Annotated in this window: 17 protein-coding genes; 8 read left to right on the top strand and 9 right to left on the bottom strand. The window is 68.6% G+C overall.

Annotated elements, in window-relative coordinates:
* The 4 genes from GBG68_RS07645 to thiM form a co-directional block, all read right to left on the bottom strand.
* Entirely contained in the window at positions 1-1485 is a 1485-nt protein-coding gene (locus tag GBG68_RS07645) for a hypothetical protein (protein WP_152146353.1), read from the bottom strand.
* A gap of 405 nt (positions 1486-1890) precedes the next feature.
* On the bottom strand, positions 1891-2430 hold the full coding sequence (gloA, locus tag GBG68_RS07650; protein WP_152146354.1) for a lactoylglutathione lyase: 540 nt from the start codon (positions 2428-2430) through the stop codon (positions 1891-1893).
* Between the two features lie 37 nt (positions 2431-2467).
* Complete coding sequence (locus tag GBG68_RS07655; RefSeq protein ID WP_152146355.1) at positions 2468-3109, bottom strand: alpha-ketoglutarate-dependent dioxygenase AlkB; 642 nt, start codon at positions 3107-3109, stop codon at positions 2468-2470.
* 19 nt (positions 3110-3128) lie between these two features.
* Positions 3129-3947 (bottom strand): hydroxyethylthiazole kinase, encoded by an 819-nt coding sequence (thiM, locus tag GBG68_RS07660; protein ID WP_152146356.1) that lies wholly within the window; start codon positions 3945-3947, stop codon positions 3129-3131.
* A gap of 132 nt (positions 3948-4079) precedes the next feature.
* Between thiM and GBG68_RS07665 the strand changes: the two genes are divergently transcribed.
* Positions 4080-5255, top strand: coding sequence for a GGDEF domain-containing protein (locus GBG68_RS07665; RefSeq protein ID WP_152146357.1), 1176 nt, complete (start codon positions 4080-4082; stop codon positions 5253-5255).
* A 114-nt stretch (positions 5256-5369) separates the two neighbouring features.
* Here GBG68_RS07665 and GBG68_RS07670 read toward each other — a convergent pair whose 3' ends face one another.
* A complete protein-coding gene (locus GBG68_RS07670) occupies positions 5370-6350 on the bottom strand; it encodes an LLM class flavin-dependent oxidoreductase (protein WP_152146358.1) in 981 nt (326 codons plus the stop codon).
* A 147-nt stretch (positions 6351-6497) separates the two neighbouring features.
* Between GBG68_RS07670 and GBG68_RS07675 the strand changes: the two genes are divergently transcribed.
* Positions 6498-6938, top strand: a complete 441-nt coding sequence (locus GBG68_RS07675) for a VOC family protein (RefSeq protein ID WP_152146359.1) — start codon at positions 6498-6500, stop codon at positions 6936-6938.
* Between the two features lie 24 nt (positions 6939-6962).
* Here GBG68_RS07675 and GBG68_RS07680 read toward each other — a convergent pair whose 3' ends face one another.
* Positions 6963-7409 carry a hypothetical protein gene (locus GBG68_RS07680; protein ID WP_152146360.1) on the bottom strand — a complete coding sequence of 149 codons (447 nt, stop codon included), beginning with the start codon at positions 7407-7409 and terminating at the stop codon, positions 6963-6965.
* 175 nt (positions 7410-7584) lie between these two features.
* Between GBG68_RS07680 and GBG68_RS07685 the strand changes: the two genes are divergently transcribed.
* From GBG68_RS07685 to GBG68_RS07700, 4 genes are all read left to right on the top strand, one after another.
* Complete coding sequence (locus tag GBG68_RS07685; protein WP_152146361.1) at positions 7585-8127, top strand: hypothetical protein; 543 nt, start codon at positions 7585-7587, stop codon at positions 8125-8127.
* A 79-nt stretch (positions 8128-8206) separates the two neighbouring features.
* On the top strand, positions 8207-8491 hold the full coding sequence (locus tag GBG68_RS07690) for a PepSY domain-containing protein (protein ID WP_152146362.1): 285 nt from the start codon (positions 8207-8209) through the stop codon (positions 8489-8491).
* A gap of 3 nt (positions 8492-8494) precedes the next feature.
* A complete protein-coding gene (locus GBG68_RS07695) occupies positions 8495-9160 on the top strand; it encodes a response regulator transcription factor (protein WP_152146363.1) in 666 nt (221 codons plus the stop codon).
* Entirely contained in the window at positions 9157-10491 is a 1335-nt protein-coding gene (locus GBG68_RS07700) for an ATP-binding protein (RefSeq protein WP_226801714.1), read from the top strand. Before GBG68_RS07695 ends, GBG68_RS07700 begins: the two co-directional genes overlap by 4 nt.
* Positions 10492-10533: 42 nt before the next feature.
* Here the strand turns inward: GBG68_RS07700 and GBG68_RS07705 are convergent, their stop codons facing one another.
* From GBG68_RS07705 to GBG68_RS14170, 3 genes are all read right to left on the bottom strand, one after another.
* Positions 10534-11325, bottom strand: coding sequence for a hypothetical protein (locus tag GBG68_RS07705; RefSeq protein ID WP_152146364.1), 792 nt, complete (start codon positions 11323-11325; stop codon positions 10534-10536).
* 284 nt (positions 11326-11609) lie between these two features.
* Positions 11610-12434: an ion transporter gene (locus GBG68_RS07710; RefSeq protein ID WP_152146365.1), complete on the bottom strand. Its 825-nt coding sequence runs from the start codon at positions 12432-12434 to the stop codon at positions 11610-11612.
* A gap of 124 nt (positions 12435-12558) precedes the next feature.
* A complete protein-coding gene (locus tag GBG68_RS14170) occupies positions 12559-12735 on the bottom strand; it encodes a hypothetical protein (RefSeq protein ID WP_193222259.1) in 177 nt (58 codons plus the stop codon).
* 139 nt (positions 12736-12874) lie between these two features.
* Between GBG68_RS14170 and GBG68_RS07715 the strand changes: the two genes are divergently transcribed.
* On the top strand, positions 12875-13777 hold the full coding sequence (locus tag GBG68_RS07715; RefSeq protein WP_152146366.1) for a LysR family transcriptional regulator: 903 nt from the start codon (positions 12875-12877) through the stop codon (positions 13775-13777).
* Positions 13778-13915: 138 nt separating this feature from the next.
* Positions 13916-14698 carry a hypothetical protein gene (locus tag GBG68_RS07720; RefSeq protein ID WP_152146367.1) on the top strand — a complete coding sequence of 261 codons (783 nt, stop codon included), beginning with the start codon at positions 13916-13918 and terminating at the stop codon, positions 14696-14698.
* The last annotated feature ends 29 nt before the right edge of the window (positions 14699-14727 follow it).

Below are 14727 nucleotides of genomic sequence, written 5' to 3' on the forward strand. Positions count from 1 at the left end.
CTAGGGCTCGGGCCGGGCCAGGGCACTTTGCGCCCAGGCGCTGCGAAAGCGTTGCGCCGCCACTTCCGCCTCCTGGCTGCGGCCCTGGGCCAGCAGGCTTTGGCTGAGGCCATGCAGTGACCAGCCGTTCTCCGGGAAGCGCTCCAGGTCCTGGCGGTAGCTGTATTCGGCGGCCCCGGCCTGACCGGCCTGCAGCTGGGCCCGCCCCAGGTAATGGCGTACCGGTCGGTACCAGTAGGGCGGTTCCATATAGGGCAGGCTGTCCTCCAGCTCGGCGGCACGCTGTAGCTGGGCCACCGCATCGGCCGGGCGCTGTTCGCGCCGGGCCATCTCGCCGGCCAGGCTGTGTTGGGCGATCAGCGCGATCTCCCGCCAGGGCGAACCTTCGGTGGCGGCGGCGGCTTGCTGCACGGCCCGCAGGGCTTCCCGGGCCTGTGCGTCCCGCCCCTGTGCCATTGCGGCCAGCCCCCGGGTGTATTGCGCCAACGCATGGGCCAAGGGCAGGTCCTCGGGCGGCAGCGGCGCGGCCCGCACCGCCTCCCAACGCTGGAACACGCTCAGCACCAGCTGGTGGTAGGGCACCATGCCCTGCAGCTCCGGTATCTCCCGGGCCATCTCCACGTTGATTTTCTCGCTCAGGGCCGCGGCGGCCTCGATGGCCTCGTCCTCGCGGCCGTCCATCAGCGCGGCAAAGGCCAGGAAGTGGTAGTTGTGTGGGTAGTAGAGTGACGGGTAGAGCCCGCGGGCGCCCCGGTCGGCGATAAACGCCTCGTCGGCATGGACCGCGTGGCGGTTGTGCTCTATGGCGTCATCCCAACGTCCGACGCGTATGTAGATATGCGCCGGCATATGCACCAGATGGCCCGCCCCGGGCATCAGCCCGGCGAGCCGGTCCGCGCAGTCCACGGCCCACTCGGGGTGCACCGCCTCCACCGTGTGGATGTAGTAGTGGCAGGCGCCGGGGTGGTCGGGGTTGGCGGCGAGTACGCCGCGCAATTGCTCCAGGATCGTGCGGGTGGCGGGTTTGGCGGCGCCGTTCTCCCAGTAATCCCAGGGGGAGAGATCCATCAGGCTCTCGGCATAAAGGGTGGCGGCGTCCTGGTCGTCGGGCCAGGCGGCGGCGAGCTCCGCCATGGCTTCCGCGTAGGCCACGTCCAGCGGGGTGCGGTCGGCGGGCGGGTTGGCGCTGTAGCGTCGGCTCAGTGCCTCTATATAGCCCCGCTCCCGCTCGCTGGCCTGCTCCAGCCGCGCGCGCGCCGCCTGCAGCGCGCGCCAGGCCGGCTCCACCGCCTCCGGGGCCATGGGCATGTTGATGTTCGGGCCGTGGGCCAGCGCGATGCCCCAGTAGCACATGGCGCAGTTGGGATCGAGCCGGGCCGCCTCGCGGAAACTGGCGATGGCCTCGGCGTGGTTGAAGGCGTAGCTGAGGCGCAGCCCCTGGTTGAAGTACTGCTGGGCTTCGGGCACCGCGGTGGTTATGGGCATCTGGTGGTCGCCCAGGTTGTCATGCAGGGGGACCTCCTGGGCAGGGGATGCCGCGCAGAACGCCAGTGCAAGGAACAGGACGAGGGCGGCGGGCAAGTGTCCGGGGGAGCAAGGTTGCATGGCGGCCTCCACGTGCCACGCCGTGCCGCCGTCGCACCATGCCACGGCGGCCGGCTGCGGGTGAGGGCGGATATGCGGCCGGTGGGGCGGGAGACAAGCCCCGCCGGCCCGGTGTTCAGCGACGGCATGGGCGCCAGGCCCAGTGCGGTCAGCGGCAGGATGACGCGCCGGGGCGCCATCACCGAGGTGGTTGGCGCTGGCATGGCGGTGCCGGCGGGCGAGGATGGTCAGCCCGTAGCTTTGCAGGGGCGTTTCCCCGGGCGCGGGCGTCCGGGGTTTTCAGGGTCAGTCGGCGCCCATGGCTTTGAGCCGCGCGGGCTCGATGATTTCGATCCAGTAGCCGTCGGGGTCGCGGATGAAGGCCACGTCGCGCATCTTGCCCTGTTCCGGGCGCTTGACGTAATCCACCGCCTGGCTATCCAACCAGGCGATGGCAGCGTCAAGCTCCGGTACCGCGAAGCAGATGTGGCCAAAGCCCTGGGGCTCGGCGTTGCCATCGTGGTAGCGCCGCTCGGGGTCGTCCTCGCTGCCCCAGTTGTGGGTAAGCTCCAGCACGCCGCGTTGGCTGAAGGTCCAGGCGGTGCGCTCGCCCGCGTCCTCCGGCGGCTGCTCGCCCTCGGCCAGGTGAGCGAGGAAGTACAGCGAGAAGCGCATCTCGGGGAAGTCGAGCTTGCGGAGCAGGCGCATGCCGAACACTCGGCTGTAGAAGTCCAGCGAGCGTTGCGGGTCCTTCACCCGGAGCATGGTGTGGTTGAGGGTGAAGCCGTGGGTTTCGGGGGCGACCTGTGCGCTGACCCCGGGTTGCTGTTCGGTGTTGAAGCTCATGATGGAACCTCCTGGGAAATGCTTTCGGCCGCCGCGCCTACGCCTGTGGCGGGCCGGCCACGCGGAAAGTCAGGTTGTAGCGGTGCGGACCGCTCAGTGGGTGGCGGCCCGCGGCCACCGGGCGCACCCCATGGTAGCCTAGCCGGGCGGACCCGCCCCAGACCAGCACATCGCCGTCCTGCAGCAGTATCTCACGGCCCCGGCCGCGCCCTTCCACGCCCCACCAGGCAAAGCGTGCCGGCAGGCCAAGGGAGACCGAGACGATGGGCTGGCGCAGGTCTGCCTCGCTGTCGTCCCGGTGCCGGCCCATGCCGTCCCCGGCGCCGTAGCGGTTGATCAGGCACACATCGGGGCGGTAGTCGGCGTAGCCGGCCCGGGCGGCCGCCTCGGCGGCCAGGGCAAGCCAGTCCGGGGGAATGGCGGGCACCGGTGGTTGCTCGTCGCCCCGGTGGCGGTGGTAGGCATAGCCCTGTTCGCCGAGGGTCCAGCCGTACGCGCCACAGTGGGACATGGCGGCCGCGGTCAAATGGCCGCTGCGGGTGGGCATGCGGCGAAAGGGGCGTTGCGCGGCGATTTGCCGGATGCGCGGCAGCACCATGGCGCTGTCGGCCAGCCCCGGCAGCAGCCAGAGATCCTTCGCCAGCGCCTGAGGGCCGTTCAATAGGCTGTGTTGATGCATGGCGGCGGGGCCGGCGATCTCAGGCCGACTCGGGCTGCAGCACTTTCAGGCGCTGGGCGAGATCGTCCGCGCGCAGCTGAAAGAGCGCATCGAAAAACTGCGGTTTAAGGCTGCCGGGGCCGCTGGCGCGCTCGCAGGCCAGCTCGCCTGCCACGGTAAAGCAGGCCACGCCGGCTGTGCAGGCAAGCAGGCTGTCCGGCTCCACCGCCAGATAGCCGCCCAGCACCGCGCCCAGCATGCAGCCGGAGCCTATCATGCGCCCCAGCAGCGGCTGGCCGTTGGCGAGCTCCACGGCGCGCTCGGCGTCGCACAGATAATCCCGCGGGCCGCTCACCACCACCACGCAGTTCCGGGCGCGGGCCAGGCTGCGCGCGGCAAGCATTGCCTGGGATACGCTGTGGCGGCTGTCGGCGCCGTGCCCGCCTCGGGCCTGGCCCGCCAGGGTGAGGATTTCGCTGGCGTTGCCCTTGATGACTTGCGGACCGCGTTGCAGCAGGCCGCGTAACTGCTCGTCACGAAACGGGGTGAGGCCCGCGGCCACCGGGTCCAGCAGCCAGGGCGTGCCACGTGCCACGGCCACGTCCAGCGCCCGCTGCGCGGCCTCCAGCCAGTGGCTGTCCAGCGTACCGCTGTTGAGCACCAGTGCCTGGGCGATACCGGCCACCGCTTCGGCCTCTTCACGGGCGAGCAGGGTGAGCTGCGTGCCCCCCACCGCGGCAATGGCCTGGGCGGTGTCGTATTGCACCACCAGATTGCTCAGGTTCTGCACCAGCGGCGCGAGCTCGCCGACGCGCTGATGCACGGACCAGATCCGTTCGGCCGTGAAGGTGGACTGCACGCTGAATACTCCGCCGGCGAGACGCGCCTGGGCTGTGAAGCCGACAGGCGGTCAATAGCCTATAAAAATTGATCGGTGTCTCCCTTATACTGGATTCTTGCCTGCCCGCGGGGGGTAAGGGAAGGGCGAATCATGGTTTTTCGGGAAGCGGTGTTGGAGGCCCTGCTGGGCTGGCGGGGCGCAGGCGCGGAGACGCGCGTGGAGTTGCTGCGCAGTTTGTGCGGCGGTATCCGGCCGCGCAGCTTTCTCACCAATGCCGCGGCGCTGATCCTGCTGGCGGCGCTGCTGCTCCAGGAGGCTGGTGGGTTGGCCCCCGGGGTGTGGCTGGCGGCGCTGTTGGTGGGTGGGCTGTTGCCGCGTCTTTACGCGACGTATCTGTGCCGGCGACAGGATTACAGTAATCCCGAGCGCAAGGCGCTGGGCTTCGTGCTGATCAGCCTGATCTACGGCCTGACCTGGGGCGCGGGCCCCTGGCTGCTGCTGCCCGCTCTGGACGGCTTGCTGTTGGGTGTCTTGCTGATACTCATGGTTTTCGGTGCGATCATGGGCCCCTATGCCAGCATGCCGGGGCTGCTTTGGGTGCGCTTGTTGAGCACCGGCGTGCCCACCCTGCTGGCGGCGGCTGTGCACGGCAACGGGCAGTTGCTGTTCGTCTGTGCGGTGCTCGGGGTCTGGCTGGGGCTGCGCATGGATATCTGGGGCGCGTACCACCGCAGCCTGCGCGAGCAGATCGAGCTGCGCCAGGCGCTGGCCCACGCGAACTGGCGCAAGGATATGGACAATCGCAAGTTGCGCCATTGGGCCGAGACCGACGCGCTTACCGGTGTCGGCAACCGACGCCTGTTCATGGCCGATCTGGCGCGCCTGCGAGTGCCCGCCGCCTTGATCATCTTCGATATCGACCACTTCAAGGCCATCAACGACCAGCATGGTCACACGGTGGGCGATGAGTTGCTCAAGCAGCTGTGCCAGCTGGTGCAGAGCGAGTTGCGGGTGGGTGATGTGCTCACGCGCATCGGCGGCGAGGAGTTCGCGGTGGTGCTGCACGACATCAGCGAGCACGAGGCTCTGGAGGTCGCCGAGCGCGTCAGGCGGCGCGTTTCGGGGCATGCCTTCGAGGGTGGGAGCCAGCCGCTCGGGATGACCCTGAGCCTGGGGTTGGCGGTAATTGGCGAGCCGCGCGCCGAGGTGGACGGCACGGGCCTGGTCGCCGCCGCCGACCAGGCCCTGTATGCGGCCAAGCGGGCGGGCCGCAATACGGTGCGCGCCGCCGCGGTACAGGCCAGCGAGCTGCCGCTGGGCGCCTGATCACTCTACCCCGCGCGCACTTTTACGCGGTGTGCCGACAGTTGCGCGAAGCCGGCTTGCGGGGGCGCCCCTGGAAGAGGCGCTCACCAAGCGCACGGCCTTCGGCGTTCACGCTCAGGCGAACATCTGCCCCAGCAGCTCGTAGGAGCGCAGCCGGGCCCGATGGTCGTGCATCACGCTCCAGATCATCAGCTCCTCCACCTCCAGCGCTTCGCTGATCTCCAGCAGTTGCGCGCGCACCTGCTCGGGGTCGCCGACGATGTGCCGGGGCCATTCGCCCGCCGGGCGGCCCGGTTCGCTGCGCCCCGGGCCCAGCTTCGCCAGCCCTTCCGCCGGGGTGGGCACCGGTTCCAGGCGCCGCCCCTCGGCGATGTTCAGGCCGAACAGACGGGTGCTGGCGAACTGCTCCAGCGCCGCCTCCTCGGTGTCGGCGCAGACCACGCCCAGGGCGACCATGGGCTTGCGGCCCGGCGCGTAGTGCTGGTAGGTCTGCACCGCCTCGCGGGTGGCCGGCGGGAAGATGAAGTGGGCGAAGGCGTAGGGCAGGTCCAGCTGGGCGGCCAGCTGCGCGCTGCGCGGGCTGGAGCCCAGCAGCCAGGGCTCGGGAGCGGTGTCCACCGCCGGGGCCACATGGATGTCCGCGTAAGGGTGGCCTTGCGGCCAGTCGCCGTAGAGAAAGCCGCGCAGCTGCGCGAGCTGTTCCAGGAAATCATCCCCGTGCAGGCGTTCGCCCCGGTGCAGCGCCGCGGCTTCCAGGCTGCCGCCCCCCGGCGCGCGGCCTATCCCCAGATCCATGCGCCCGGGGTAGAGCGCTTCGAGCATGCGAAAGCTCTCGGCCACCTTCAGCGGCGAGTAGTAGGGCAACAGCGTAGCGCCGGAGCCGATGCGCAGCCGCGCGGTCTCGGCGGCGATGCGGCTCATCAGGATCTCGGGGGCGGAGCTGGCGAAGGTGCCCGCGGCATGGTGCTCGGCGATCCAGTAGCGTTTGTAGCCCAGCCCGTCGCACAGGCGGGCGAGCTCGATGGAGTTGTGCAGGGCCTGGGCCGGGGTGCTGCCGGCGGGCACGGGGGATTGATCGAGTACGGACAGCTGCATGGGGAACTCTGATTAGCGAAGAATGTTGCCGTCGTATTGTATAGCAAACAGCGTTTTATATATAAAAATGCCGGCGAGGGAAGTAGCTCGTGCCTCCCCAGGGGGTAGGATGGCGTATCGGCGGCGAATGAAACGGAGGAGCCCGCAATGCAGTACCTGCATACCATGGTTCGTGTGAGTGATTTGGAACAGTCCCTGGCCTTCTATTGCGACACGCTCGGCCTGGTGGAGGTCAGCCGCAAGGAGGTGGAAGCGGGGCGCTTCACGTTGGTGTTTCTCGCCGCACCGGACGACCTGGCGCGGGCCCGAGAGGAGGGGGCGCCCATGGTGGAGTTGACCTGGAACTGGGACCCGGAGGAATACGACGGCGGGCGCAACTTCGGCCACCTGGCTTACCGGGTGGCGGACATCTATGCCTTGTGCGAGCGCCTGCGGGCCGCCGGCGTGACCATAAACCGCCCGCCCCGAGATGGGCGCATGGCCTTCGTGCGCTCGCCGGACGGGATTTCCATCGAGCTGCTGCAGCAGGGTGAGCCGCTGCCGCCCCAGGAACCCTGGGCCTCCATGGAGAATACCGGCAGCTGGTAGCCCGCGCCCGCGAACAACCTGGGGTCAGCGCTGGCGCTTTCGCAGGCGCCGGGCGTTGGCCGTGGCGCCCTGATGCCAGGGCCGCAGGCCCTGCTCCACGGCGCGCAGGATGTGATTGCCCAGCAGTTGCGGCCAGCTGCCGTTGAGCCAGCTGCGCTGCACCTGCTCCAGCGCTTTCGTATCCGCCTGCAGTGCCGCGCTCCACACCCGCAGCCAGTAGAGGGTGAGCTGAGCCGGGGGCGGCGCCCACAGCGCCAGCAGGCTCTGCGCGCTCGCCAGCAGCTTCTCGTTGACCATGCGGCTGGTCTCGGCCCGCTGGCGCGCATCGGGCGTGAGGCCGCCGTCCGCCAGCATGGGCAAGCGGTAGCCGATGGTCTCCACGGACGCCCAGTACGTCTGCCAGAGGTTCAGCGGCAGGCTCAGCCAGCGCTGGTTCAGCTCCACACAGCTAACAGTCGGTTTCCTGCTCATGCTCGGCACTCTCGGTATGTGCGTGGCGGGAGTGGGTCGGTGTCTTCCTAGTGTGCGCCCGGCGGTGCCGTTTGGGAACTGCTCGTTCAGCCTGCGTTCAGGCTCCCCCGCGTACTCTGCGCCCAAGGCTCGGATACGCCGGGCCGACAAGGGCATCTTTCGAAGGAGAGCCGAGATGAAACGCAAGCTGATCCGAGTGCTGGTGATGGGCGTGGGCCTGCTGGGTCTGGGCGCGGCCCAGGCGGGGCCTGGGCTGGTCGAACTGAAAAAAGCGCAGCTGGAGACCCTGCGGGAGATGCGGGCCATGCCGGTACATCAGCGCCACGGCGCGCGCTCCCAGGTCTGCTTCGGTCCGCCGGGCTTTCAGATCTGCCAGTGGGTGAAGGAGTCGCGGGCCGGGCACAAGCACCGCCATCACGATTATCATCGCCACGGCGGCCGACACTATCACGGCTATCATCGCCACGGCGGGCGACCCTATCATGGGTATCATCGCCACGGCGGGCGACACTATCACGGGCATCATCACCACCGTCGCGGCGAGGGCTACCACAACGGACATCGTCACCACGGCAAGGGCTACCACAAGAAGCACCGCCGCCACGATCACAAGCATCGCCCCCATCGAGGCAAGCATCACCGTCATCAGGGCCACCGCCACGGCCGGGTCGAGCATCGCGGCGCCGGCGCCACCGTGGCGATTCGCATCGGCCACTGAACCCGCATGGAGCAGCCGAGGCCGTCGACCGGGGCGGGCAGCATGGCCCGCCGGGCCGGCGGCACGTATTCTTGAACGCATGAAAAAAACGCTGTGTACCTTCTTGCTGAGCTTCGCCCTGCTGCTGTTGCCGCTGGGCGCCGTGGCCCAGGCCGCGGCGCCGGTTCACCCCGGCGGGGGCCAGGGCGACCCCCCGGCGGCGGAGCGCGACGGCGCGCGCGCGGCGGCGGCCTGGGCGCAGCGCAAGTACGGTGGCCGGGTGCTCGCCCTGCGCACCGTGGAGGGCCGCGGTGGTACCCATTACCGCATCAAGCTGCTCAGCGGCGATGGCCGCGTGCGGGTGGTGCGGGTGCCGGCGGACTGAGCCATGCGGGTATTGATCGTCGAGGACGAAGCCGAGCTCGCCCGGCAACTGCAGGCCTCCCTGCAAGCCCAGGGCTGGCGCGTGAGCGTCAGCGGTGACGGGCGCGAGGGGCTGTATCTGGCCCGGGAGTACCCCCACGATCTGGCGGTGGTGGATCTGGGCCTGCCGGAACTCCCCGGGCTGGAGCTGATTCGCACCCTCCGTGCCGAGGGCAACACCCTGCCGATCCTGGTGCTCACCGCCCGGGGGCGCTGGCAGGACAAGGTGGATGGCCTGGAGGCCGGTGCCGACGATTACCTCACCAAGCCCTTCCATCCCGAGGAGTTGCTGGCGCGGCTACGGGCGCTCTCCCGGCGCAGCGCGGGCCTGGCGCGCGAGCTTTGGGAGCTGGACGGGCTGCTCATCGATCTGGATGCCCAACAGGTGAGTCTGCACGGCGAGTCCGTGGCGCTCACCGCCTTCGAATACCGGCTGCTGGAGCATCTGGCCCGTCATGCCGGGCGGGTGCTCTCCAAGCAGGCGCTGGCCGATTATCTCTACCCGCACGACGAGGACCGGGACAGCAATGTCATCGAGGTGCTGGTGGCGCGGCTGCGCAAGAAGCTCGCGGGGGTGCCCCTGGAAACCCTGCGCGGCCGCGGTTACCGGCTGGGGGCGGCGCGGCCATGAAACTCGCCCCGCTGTCGCTGAACGCGCGCAGCATGCTGGGCGGGGCGCTGGTGATCGGCATTTTCGTGCTGCTCACCGGCGTGGCCCTGGAGCGCGCCTTCGAGGGCGCGGCGCGGGCGGCCCTCGAGGAGCGCCTGCGCGGGCAGCTTTTTCTGCTCATGGGCGAGGGCGAAGTCACGCCGGACGGGCGCTTCGAGCTGCCTGGCCCCAGTGCCATCGAGCGCCTCAACCAGCCGGACAGTGGGCTCTACGCCGCGGTGTACGAGCAGGGCGAAGCGCTTTGGGTATCACCCTCGGTGCTCGCCGCCGAGCCGCCGCTGCGCGCGCGGCTGGCCACCGGCGAATGGCGCTTTACCGAGCAGTGGGCGGACGGTCAGCGCTGGCTGGTGCTCGGTTTCGGGGTGGAGTGGCAGTTGGAGAGCGGTGCGCGGGCGCTGAGCTTCAGTATCGCCGAGCACGGTGAGCTGCTCGCCGCCCAGATCCAGCCCTACCGCCGGGTGCTCTGGCGTTGGCTGGGGGGCATGGCGGTGCTGCTGCTGGCGACGCAGTTGCTGGTGCTGCGTTGGGGCTTGCGGCCGCTGCGTCGCGTGGCGCGGGATGTGGGCGAGATCGAGGCCGGGCGGCGGGAGAGCTTGGGCGGGGGTTACCCGCGGGAGCTGCGCCCCCTGACCGGCAACCTGGACGCCTTGCTGCGCCACGAGCGCATGCAGCAGCAGCGCCACCGCGATGCGCTGGCGGATCTGGCCCACAGCCTGAAGACGCCGCTGGCGGTGCTGCAAGGTAGCCGCGACGAGCCCGAGGCGGTGGAAGAGCAGGTGGCGCGCATGCGCCGGAGTATCGACTACCAGTTGCAGCGCGCCGCCACCGCCGGGCGGAGTGCTTTCCATACGCCCCTGTCGCTGGAGGAGGCCTTGCGCGGTCTGTGCGCCGCCCTGGAGAAGGTCTACGCCGAGCGGGCGCTGACACTGGAACTGGCGCTGCCCCCGGGGGCGCGGGTGCTGGCGGATGCCGGCGACATGACCGAGCTGTTCGGCAATCTGCTGGATAACGCCTGCAAATGGGCGCGCGCTCGGGTGCGGCTCAGTGGCCGCGCGGAAGGTGGCTGGTTGATGCTGCGCCTGGATGACGACGGCCCGGGTTTCGGCGCCGGTGAGAGCGAACGCCTGCGCCGTCGCGGGGTGCGGGGTGATGAGCGCGTGCCGGGGCAGGGCATTGGCCTGGCGGTGGCGGACCAGATTGTGCGCGCCTATGGGGCGGAGCTGCGCATCGGCGCCAGCGATTGGGGTGGGGCTCGACTGAGCTTTCGCCTGCCGCGGGCGGCGGGGCCCTGAGCCGGCACGCGGCCGGCCCGGGGCCGTGGATGTCAGCGCTGCTCAGACATTCAGTTTATCGTTGACGGTGTCCAGCAGCTTTTGCACCTGCGCGCGCTCCAGTCCCTGGGGGTGGTTCTTCAGGTACTGCTCACTGACACTGCGCAGGTGGCGCAGCTTCTTGTAACGCTGCTCCGGCCCCTCGGCGCGCTCGTATTGCTGCTGCACGCTCTCGATGAAGGCGTAGTGCTCGCTCGCCTTGGCCTGCGCCACCCGTGTGCGCCAGTGCGCATGAAGCGCCTGGAGTTGCGTGTTCTGCGCTTGTCCCCGCAGGGCCTTGCCCAGCGTGTGCTCGGCCCGCACCGGGTTGAGATCCCGCTCCGCGGCATAGGCTTCCAGCAGCACGGCGGCCGGTTCGCCCAGGGCGATGCCGTGCACGCCCTGCACACAGCAGCTTAGATCGGCGACGAGCAGGTGGGTATCGGGCACCGCTTCGGTGCTGGTCACGCGGAATCGATCCTCGCCCAGCGGCGCGATGTTCACCGGGATCGGCGCGCGGGCGCCGGCCAGGGCGATCGGCCGGGCCTCCAGTGTGAAACGCCCCGGGTGGAACTCGGGGTAATGAACCAGCAGTTCCACGGTCTCGTTGCCCCGGTTCGCCACCGGGAAGTCGAACATGTGCGCGGTGAAGTCGTGGTTCAGGTAGGGGATGTTGGGCAGAGACCGGGCCGGGATGTAGTCCTCGCCGGTCTTCAGATACAGGCCATAGGCCTCGGTGCCCGGCGGCGCGGCCTGGGCGAGGCCCAGCACGGCGAGACCGAGCAGCACGACCAGGCTGCGAATCGATTGCATCATGGAAAACTCCCTGTTGGTTTTTTGGTTCCCTGGATTCGGCGCGTGATGCCCGACAAGGTTGGCCAAAAACCCGACAGACCCGGAGAGCCCGGATCGGGAGTGCAAGGCGGTGGCTTCCGTGCCGAGCTCGGGTTGCCGCTGCGCAGCGTCCCGAGCGCCGCCGGCTATTCTTGCAGAAGCCGTCAGGGCAGACAACGACGGCGTGGCGCGCCGCCCACGCCGCCCTTGCCCAGGGGTGGGGCACCGGCCAGGCGGCGCAGGCCGGGGAGTCGCTCAACGCGTCCTCAGCGTTGACGGCGCAGCGCCTGCTCCAGTCGGCGCATCTGCGCCTGCAGCGCGCTCACCTGCGCCAGCAGGTCTTCGCGTTCGGTGTGCGCCCGACGCTCGCGCTCTTCCAGGCGTTTCTCTTCCGCCGCGTGCAGCTCCTGCATGCTGTTGACGATGATGCCGATGAACAGGTTCAGCACCGTGAAGGTGGTCATGAGGATGAAGGGAATGAAGTACAGCCAGGCGTAGGGGTACTGTTCCATCACCGGGCGCACGATGCCCATGGACCAGCTCTCCAGGGTCATGATCTGGAACAGGCTGTACAGCGCCCCGGGAATGGTGCCGAACCACTCGGGAAAGGCCGCGCCGAACAGCCCCACCCCCATCACTGCGAACACGTAGAAGACCAGCCCCAGCAGCACCCCGATCCAGCCGATGCCGGGAAGGGCGTGGAGCAGCGAATCGACGATGATGCGCAGCCGGCCCATGCTCGAGACCAGTCGCAGCACGCGCAGCACCCGCAGGCTGCGCAACACCGACAGCGGTCCGGCCGTGGGTATCAGGGAAACGCCGACTACCAGCAGGTCGAACACGTTCCAACCGTTGCGGAAAAAGCGCGGTCCCCAGGCGATGAGCTTGAGCGCGATTTCCAGGGTGAACACAGCGATCAGCGCCCGGTCGAGCAGGTGTAGTGCCTCGCCATAGCGCGCGGTGACGGTTTGAGACGTTTCCAGCCCCAGGGTGATGGCGTTGAGGGTGATCAGGGCGATGATGGCGTGGTGGGGGATCGGGCTGTCGATCCACTGTCCCAGGCGTGCGCGAAAGGTGGCGATGTCCGGCATGCGGGGGCTCACTGGCATGGGGTTCAAGTGGGCGCGATTATAAACAAATGCCGGGGCCAGAAAAGAAGAGAGCCGGCGTAGGAGCCGGCCCAAGAGGAGGAGAGAGGGAAAACTGTGTAAGCTGTCAGCCGGCCTGGGCCATGCCGCCCAGACCGTGCTGGGCGGTGTCGCTGTCCTTGCGCCGGCGCAGACGGCGGATCATCGCGGCGATGAAGTCGCTGCGCTCGCGCCGCGCGGCGCGCATGATCAGCTCGATCTGCTGCCAATCGAGCTCGGCGTATGCGGGGATCTGCTGGTTCATGGTCATGCCTCCCATGTGGTCCTGTGTGCGGTTCGTCTCCCGACTGTTGCAATGCATCATACGCGTTCTCTTTTTTGAGGAGAAGGCCATTGTTGGAATATTATCTGTGACCAAATGGAACAGATAGGGAGACTGCTTCGTGGACCACATCTCTGAAATCAGCGTCTTTGTACAAGCGGCGCGTTATGGCAGCTTTTCGGCCGCCGCCCGTGCCCTGGATCTTAGCCCCTCGGCGGTGAGCAAGCAGGTGCGCCGCCTGGAGGATCGGCTGGGGGTGCGGCTGTTCAACCGCACCACCCGCAAGATGAGCCTGACCGAGGCGGGGCGCTCCTTTCACCAGAGCTGTGTGCGCATCATGCAGGAGCTGGAAGAGGCCGAGGAAGCGGCCGGCGCCTATCACCAGGCGGTGCGCGGCACCTTGCGCGTCAGCGCCACCGCGGCTTTCACCCGCATCAACGTGCTACCCCACATCAACGAATTCCTGGAACAGCACCCGGATCTGGATCTGCAGCTGGAACTCACCGACCGTTCGGTGGACGTGGTGGCCGAGGGGCTGGATGTGACCATACGGCTGGCCGAGCAGTTGGAGGATCCGTCGCTGGTGGCCCGGCGGCTGGTAACCAACGAGCGCATCGTCTGCGCCTCGCCCGATTATCTGGCGCGCCACGGCATGCCGAAGACCCCGGAAGACCTGCTGCGCCACAACTGTCTGACCATGTACACCCTGGCGGATTTCAACGACTGGGCCTTCGAGGACGAGAAGGGCCGTCGGGTGATTCATGTGAACGGCAACTTCCACGCCAATACCGGTGACGCCCTGGCCCAGGCGGTGGTGGGGGGCGTGGGCCTGGCCCGGCTGTCCGCCTGGCTGGTGGCTGATGCGCTGCAGGATGGTCGGCTGGTGCATGTGCTGCCCGAGTACCCCCATTCGGAATCCGCCTTTTACGTGCTCTATCCCCAGGGGCGCTACGTTTCGCGCAAGGTGCGGGTGTTCGTGGACTGGCTGGTGGAGCTTTTCGCCAACAAGCCCAGCCCAGCCTGATGGTGGTGCCCTTGCACCGCCTTCAACCCCATGGCTGGGGGGTCTTTTTGCGGTTGCAGCATGGGGTGCGCTCCGCTACCGTTCCCGAACGGGGCGGCTGCCCCGATTCCCGAATCTGACAAAAACAGGGCACAAGCCATGAAGAAGTGGATACTGATACTGCTTGCGATGCTGGTGGCCGGTACGGCCCAGGCGCTGAACCCGGTGCAGGAAAGCTACGTGGAGCGGCTTGCCCGGGGCGGTTTCATCAGCCTCAAGGATGTCTCCCAGAGCATCTACCACAGCGGTGAGCGTGACACCCAGGTGCTCGACGTACTGGCCGAGGTGCTGCTGCAGGACTACCAGCGGGCGCGCGGCCGCGGCGAGCTGGATGCCGTGGCCTGGGGGGCGAAGGCGCTGGGCGCCTCCGGCAACGGCCGTTATCACGGCGTGCTCTCCGAGATCGATCGGAACAACACGCAGCGCAAGCTGAGCAAGCACGTGAGCCGTGCCCTGTCCGACGTGGGCGCGCCCAGCGGCGAGCAGTACCAGCGCGGCATGGTGGATCTGGCGAAACTCCAGGAAAGCGGCGCTTCCGCCGCCCGCTCCGCCCCGAGCAAAAAGGCGGCCCCGGCCCGCCGGCAGGCCGCCGCGCCGGCCGCCGCGCCGGCCGCCCAGGGCAACTACGAGAGCTTGAGCCTGGTGCGCGAGGGCATGTCCATGCAGGAGGTCTACGACCTGGTGGGGCCGCCCTCGGCCACCTACAGCCGTCAGACCGGCAAGGCCTGGAAGCCCTTCAATTACCGCGGCAACGATATCGTGCGCACCTACGCCCTGTACAAGAACCAGGGCCGGGTGGTGTTCTCCAACACCAGCCGTTACAGCGGCGTGCAGCGGGTGCGTGAAGTCATCATCGACCCCAACGAGTCCGGTTACCCCTAAGACGGGCAGGGCGTGAGCCTGCCTCGATG

It is taken from the genome of Alkalilimnicola sp. S0819, from assembly GCF_009295635.1.
GTDB lineage: Bacteria > Pseudomonadota > Gammaproteobacteria > Nitrococcales > WHIW01 > S0819.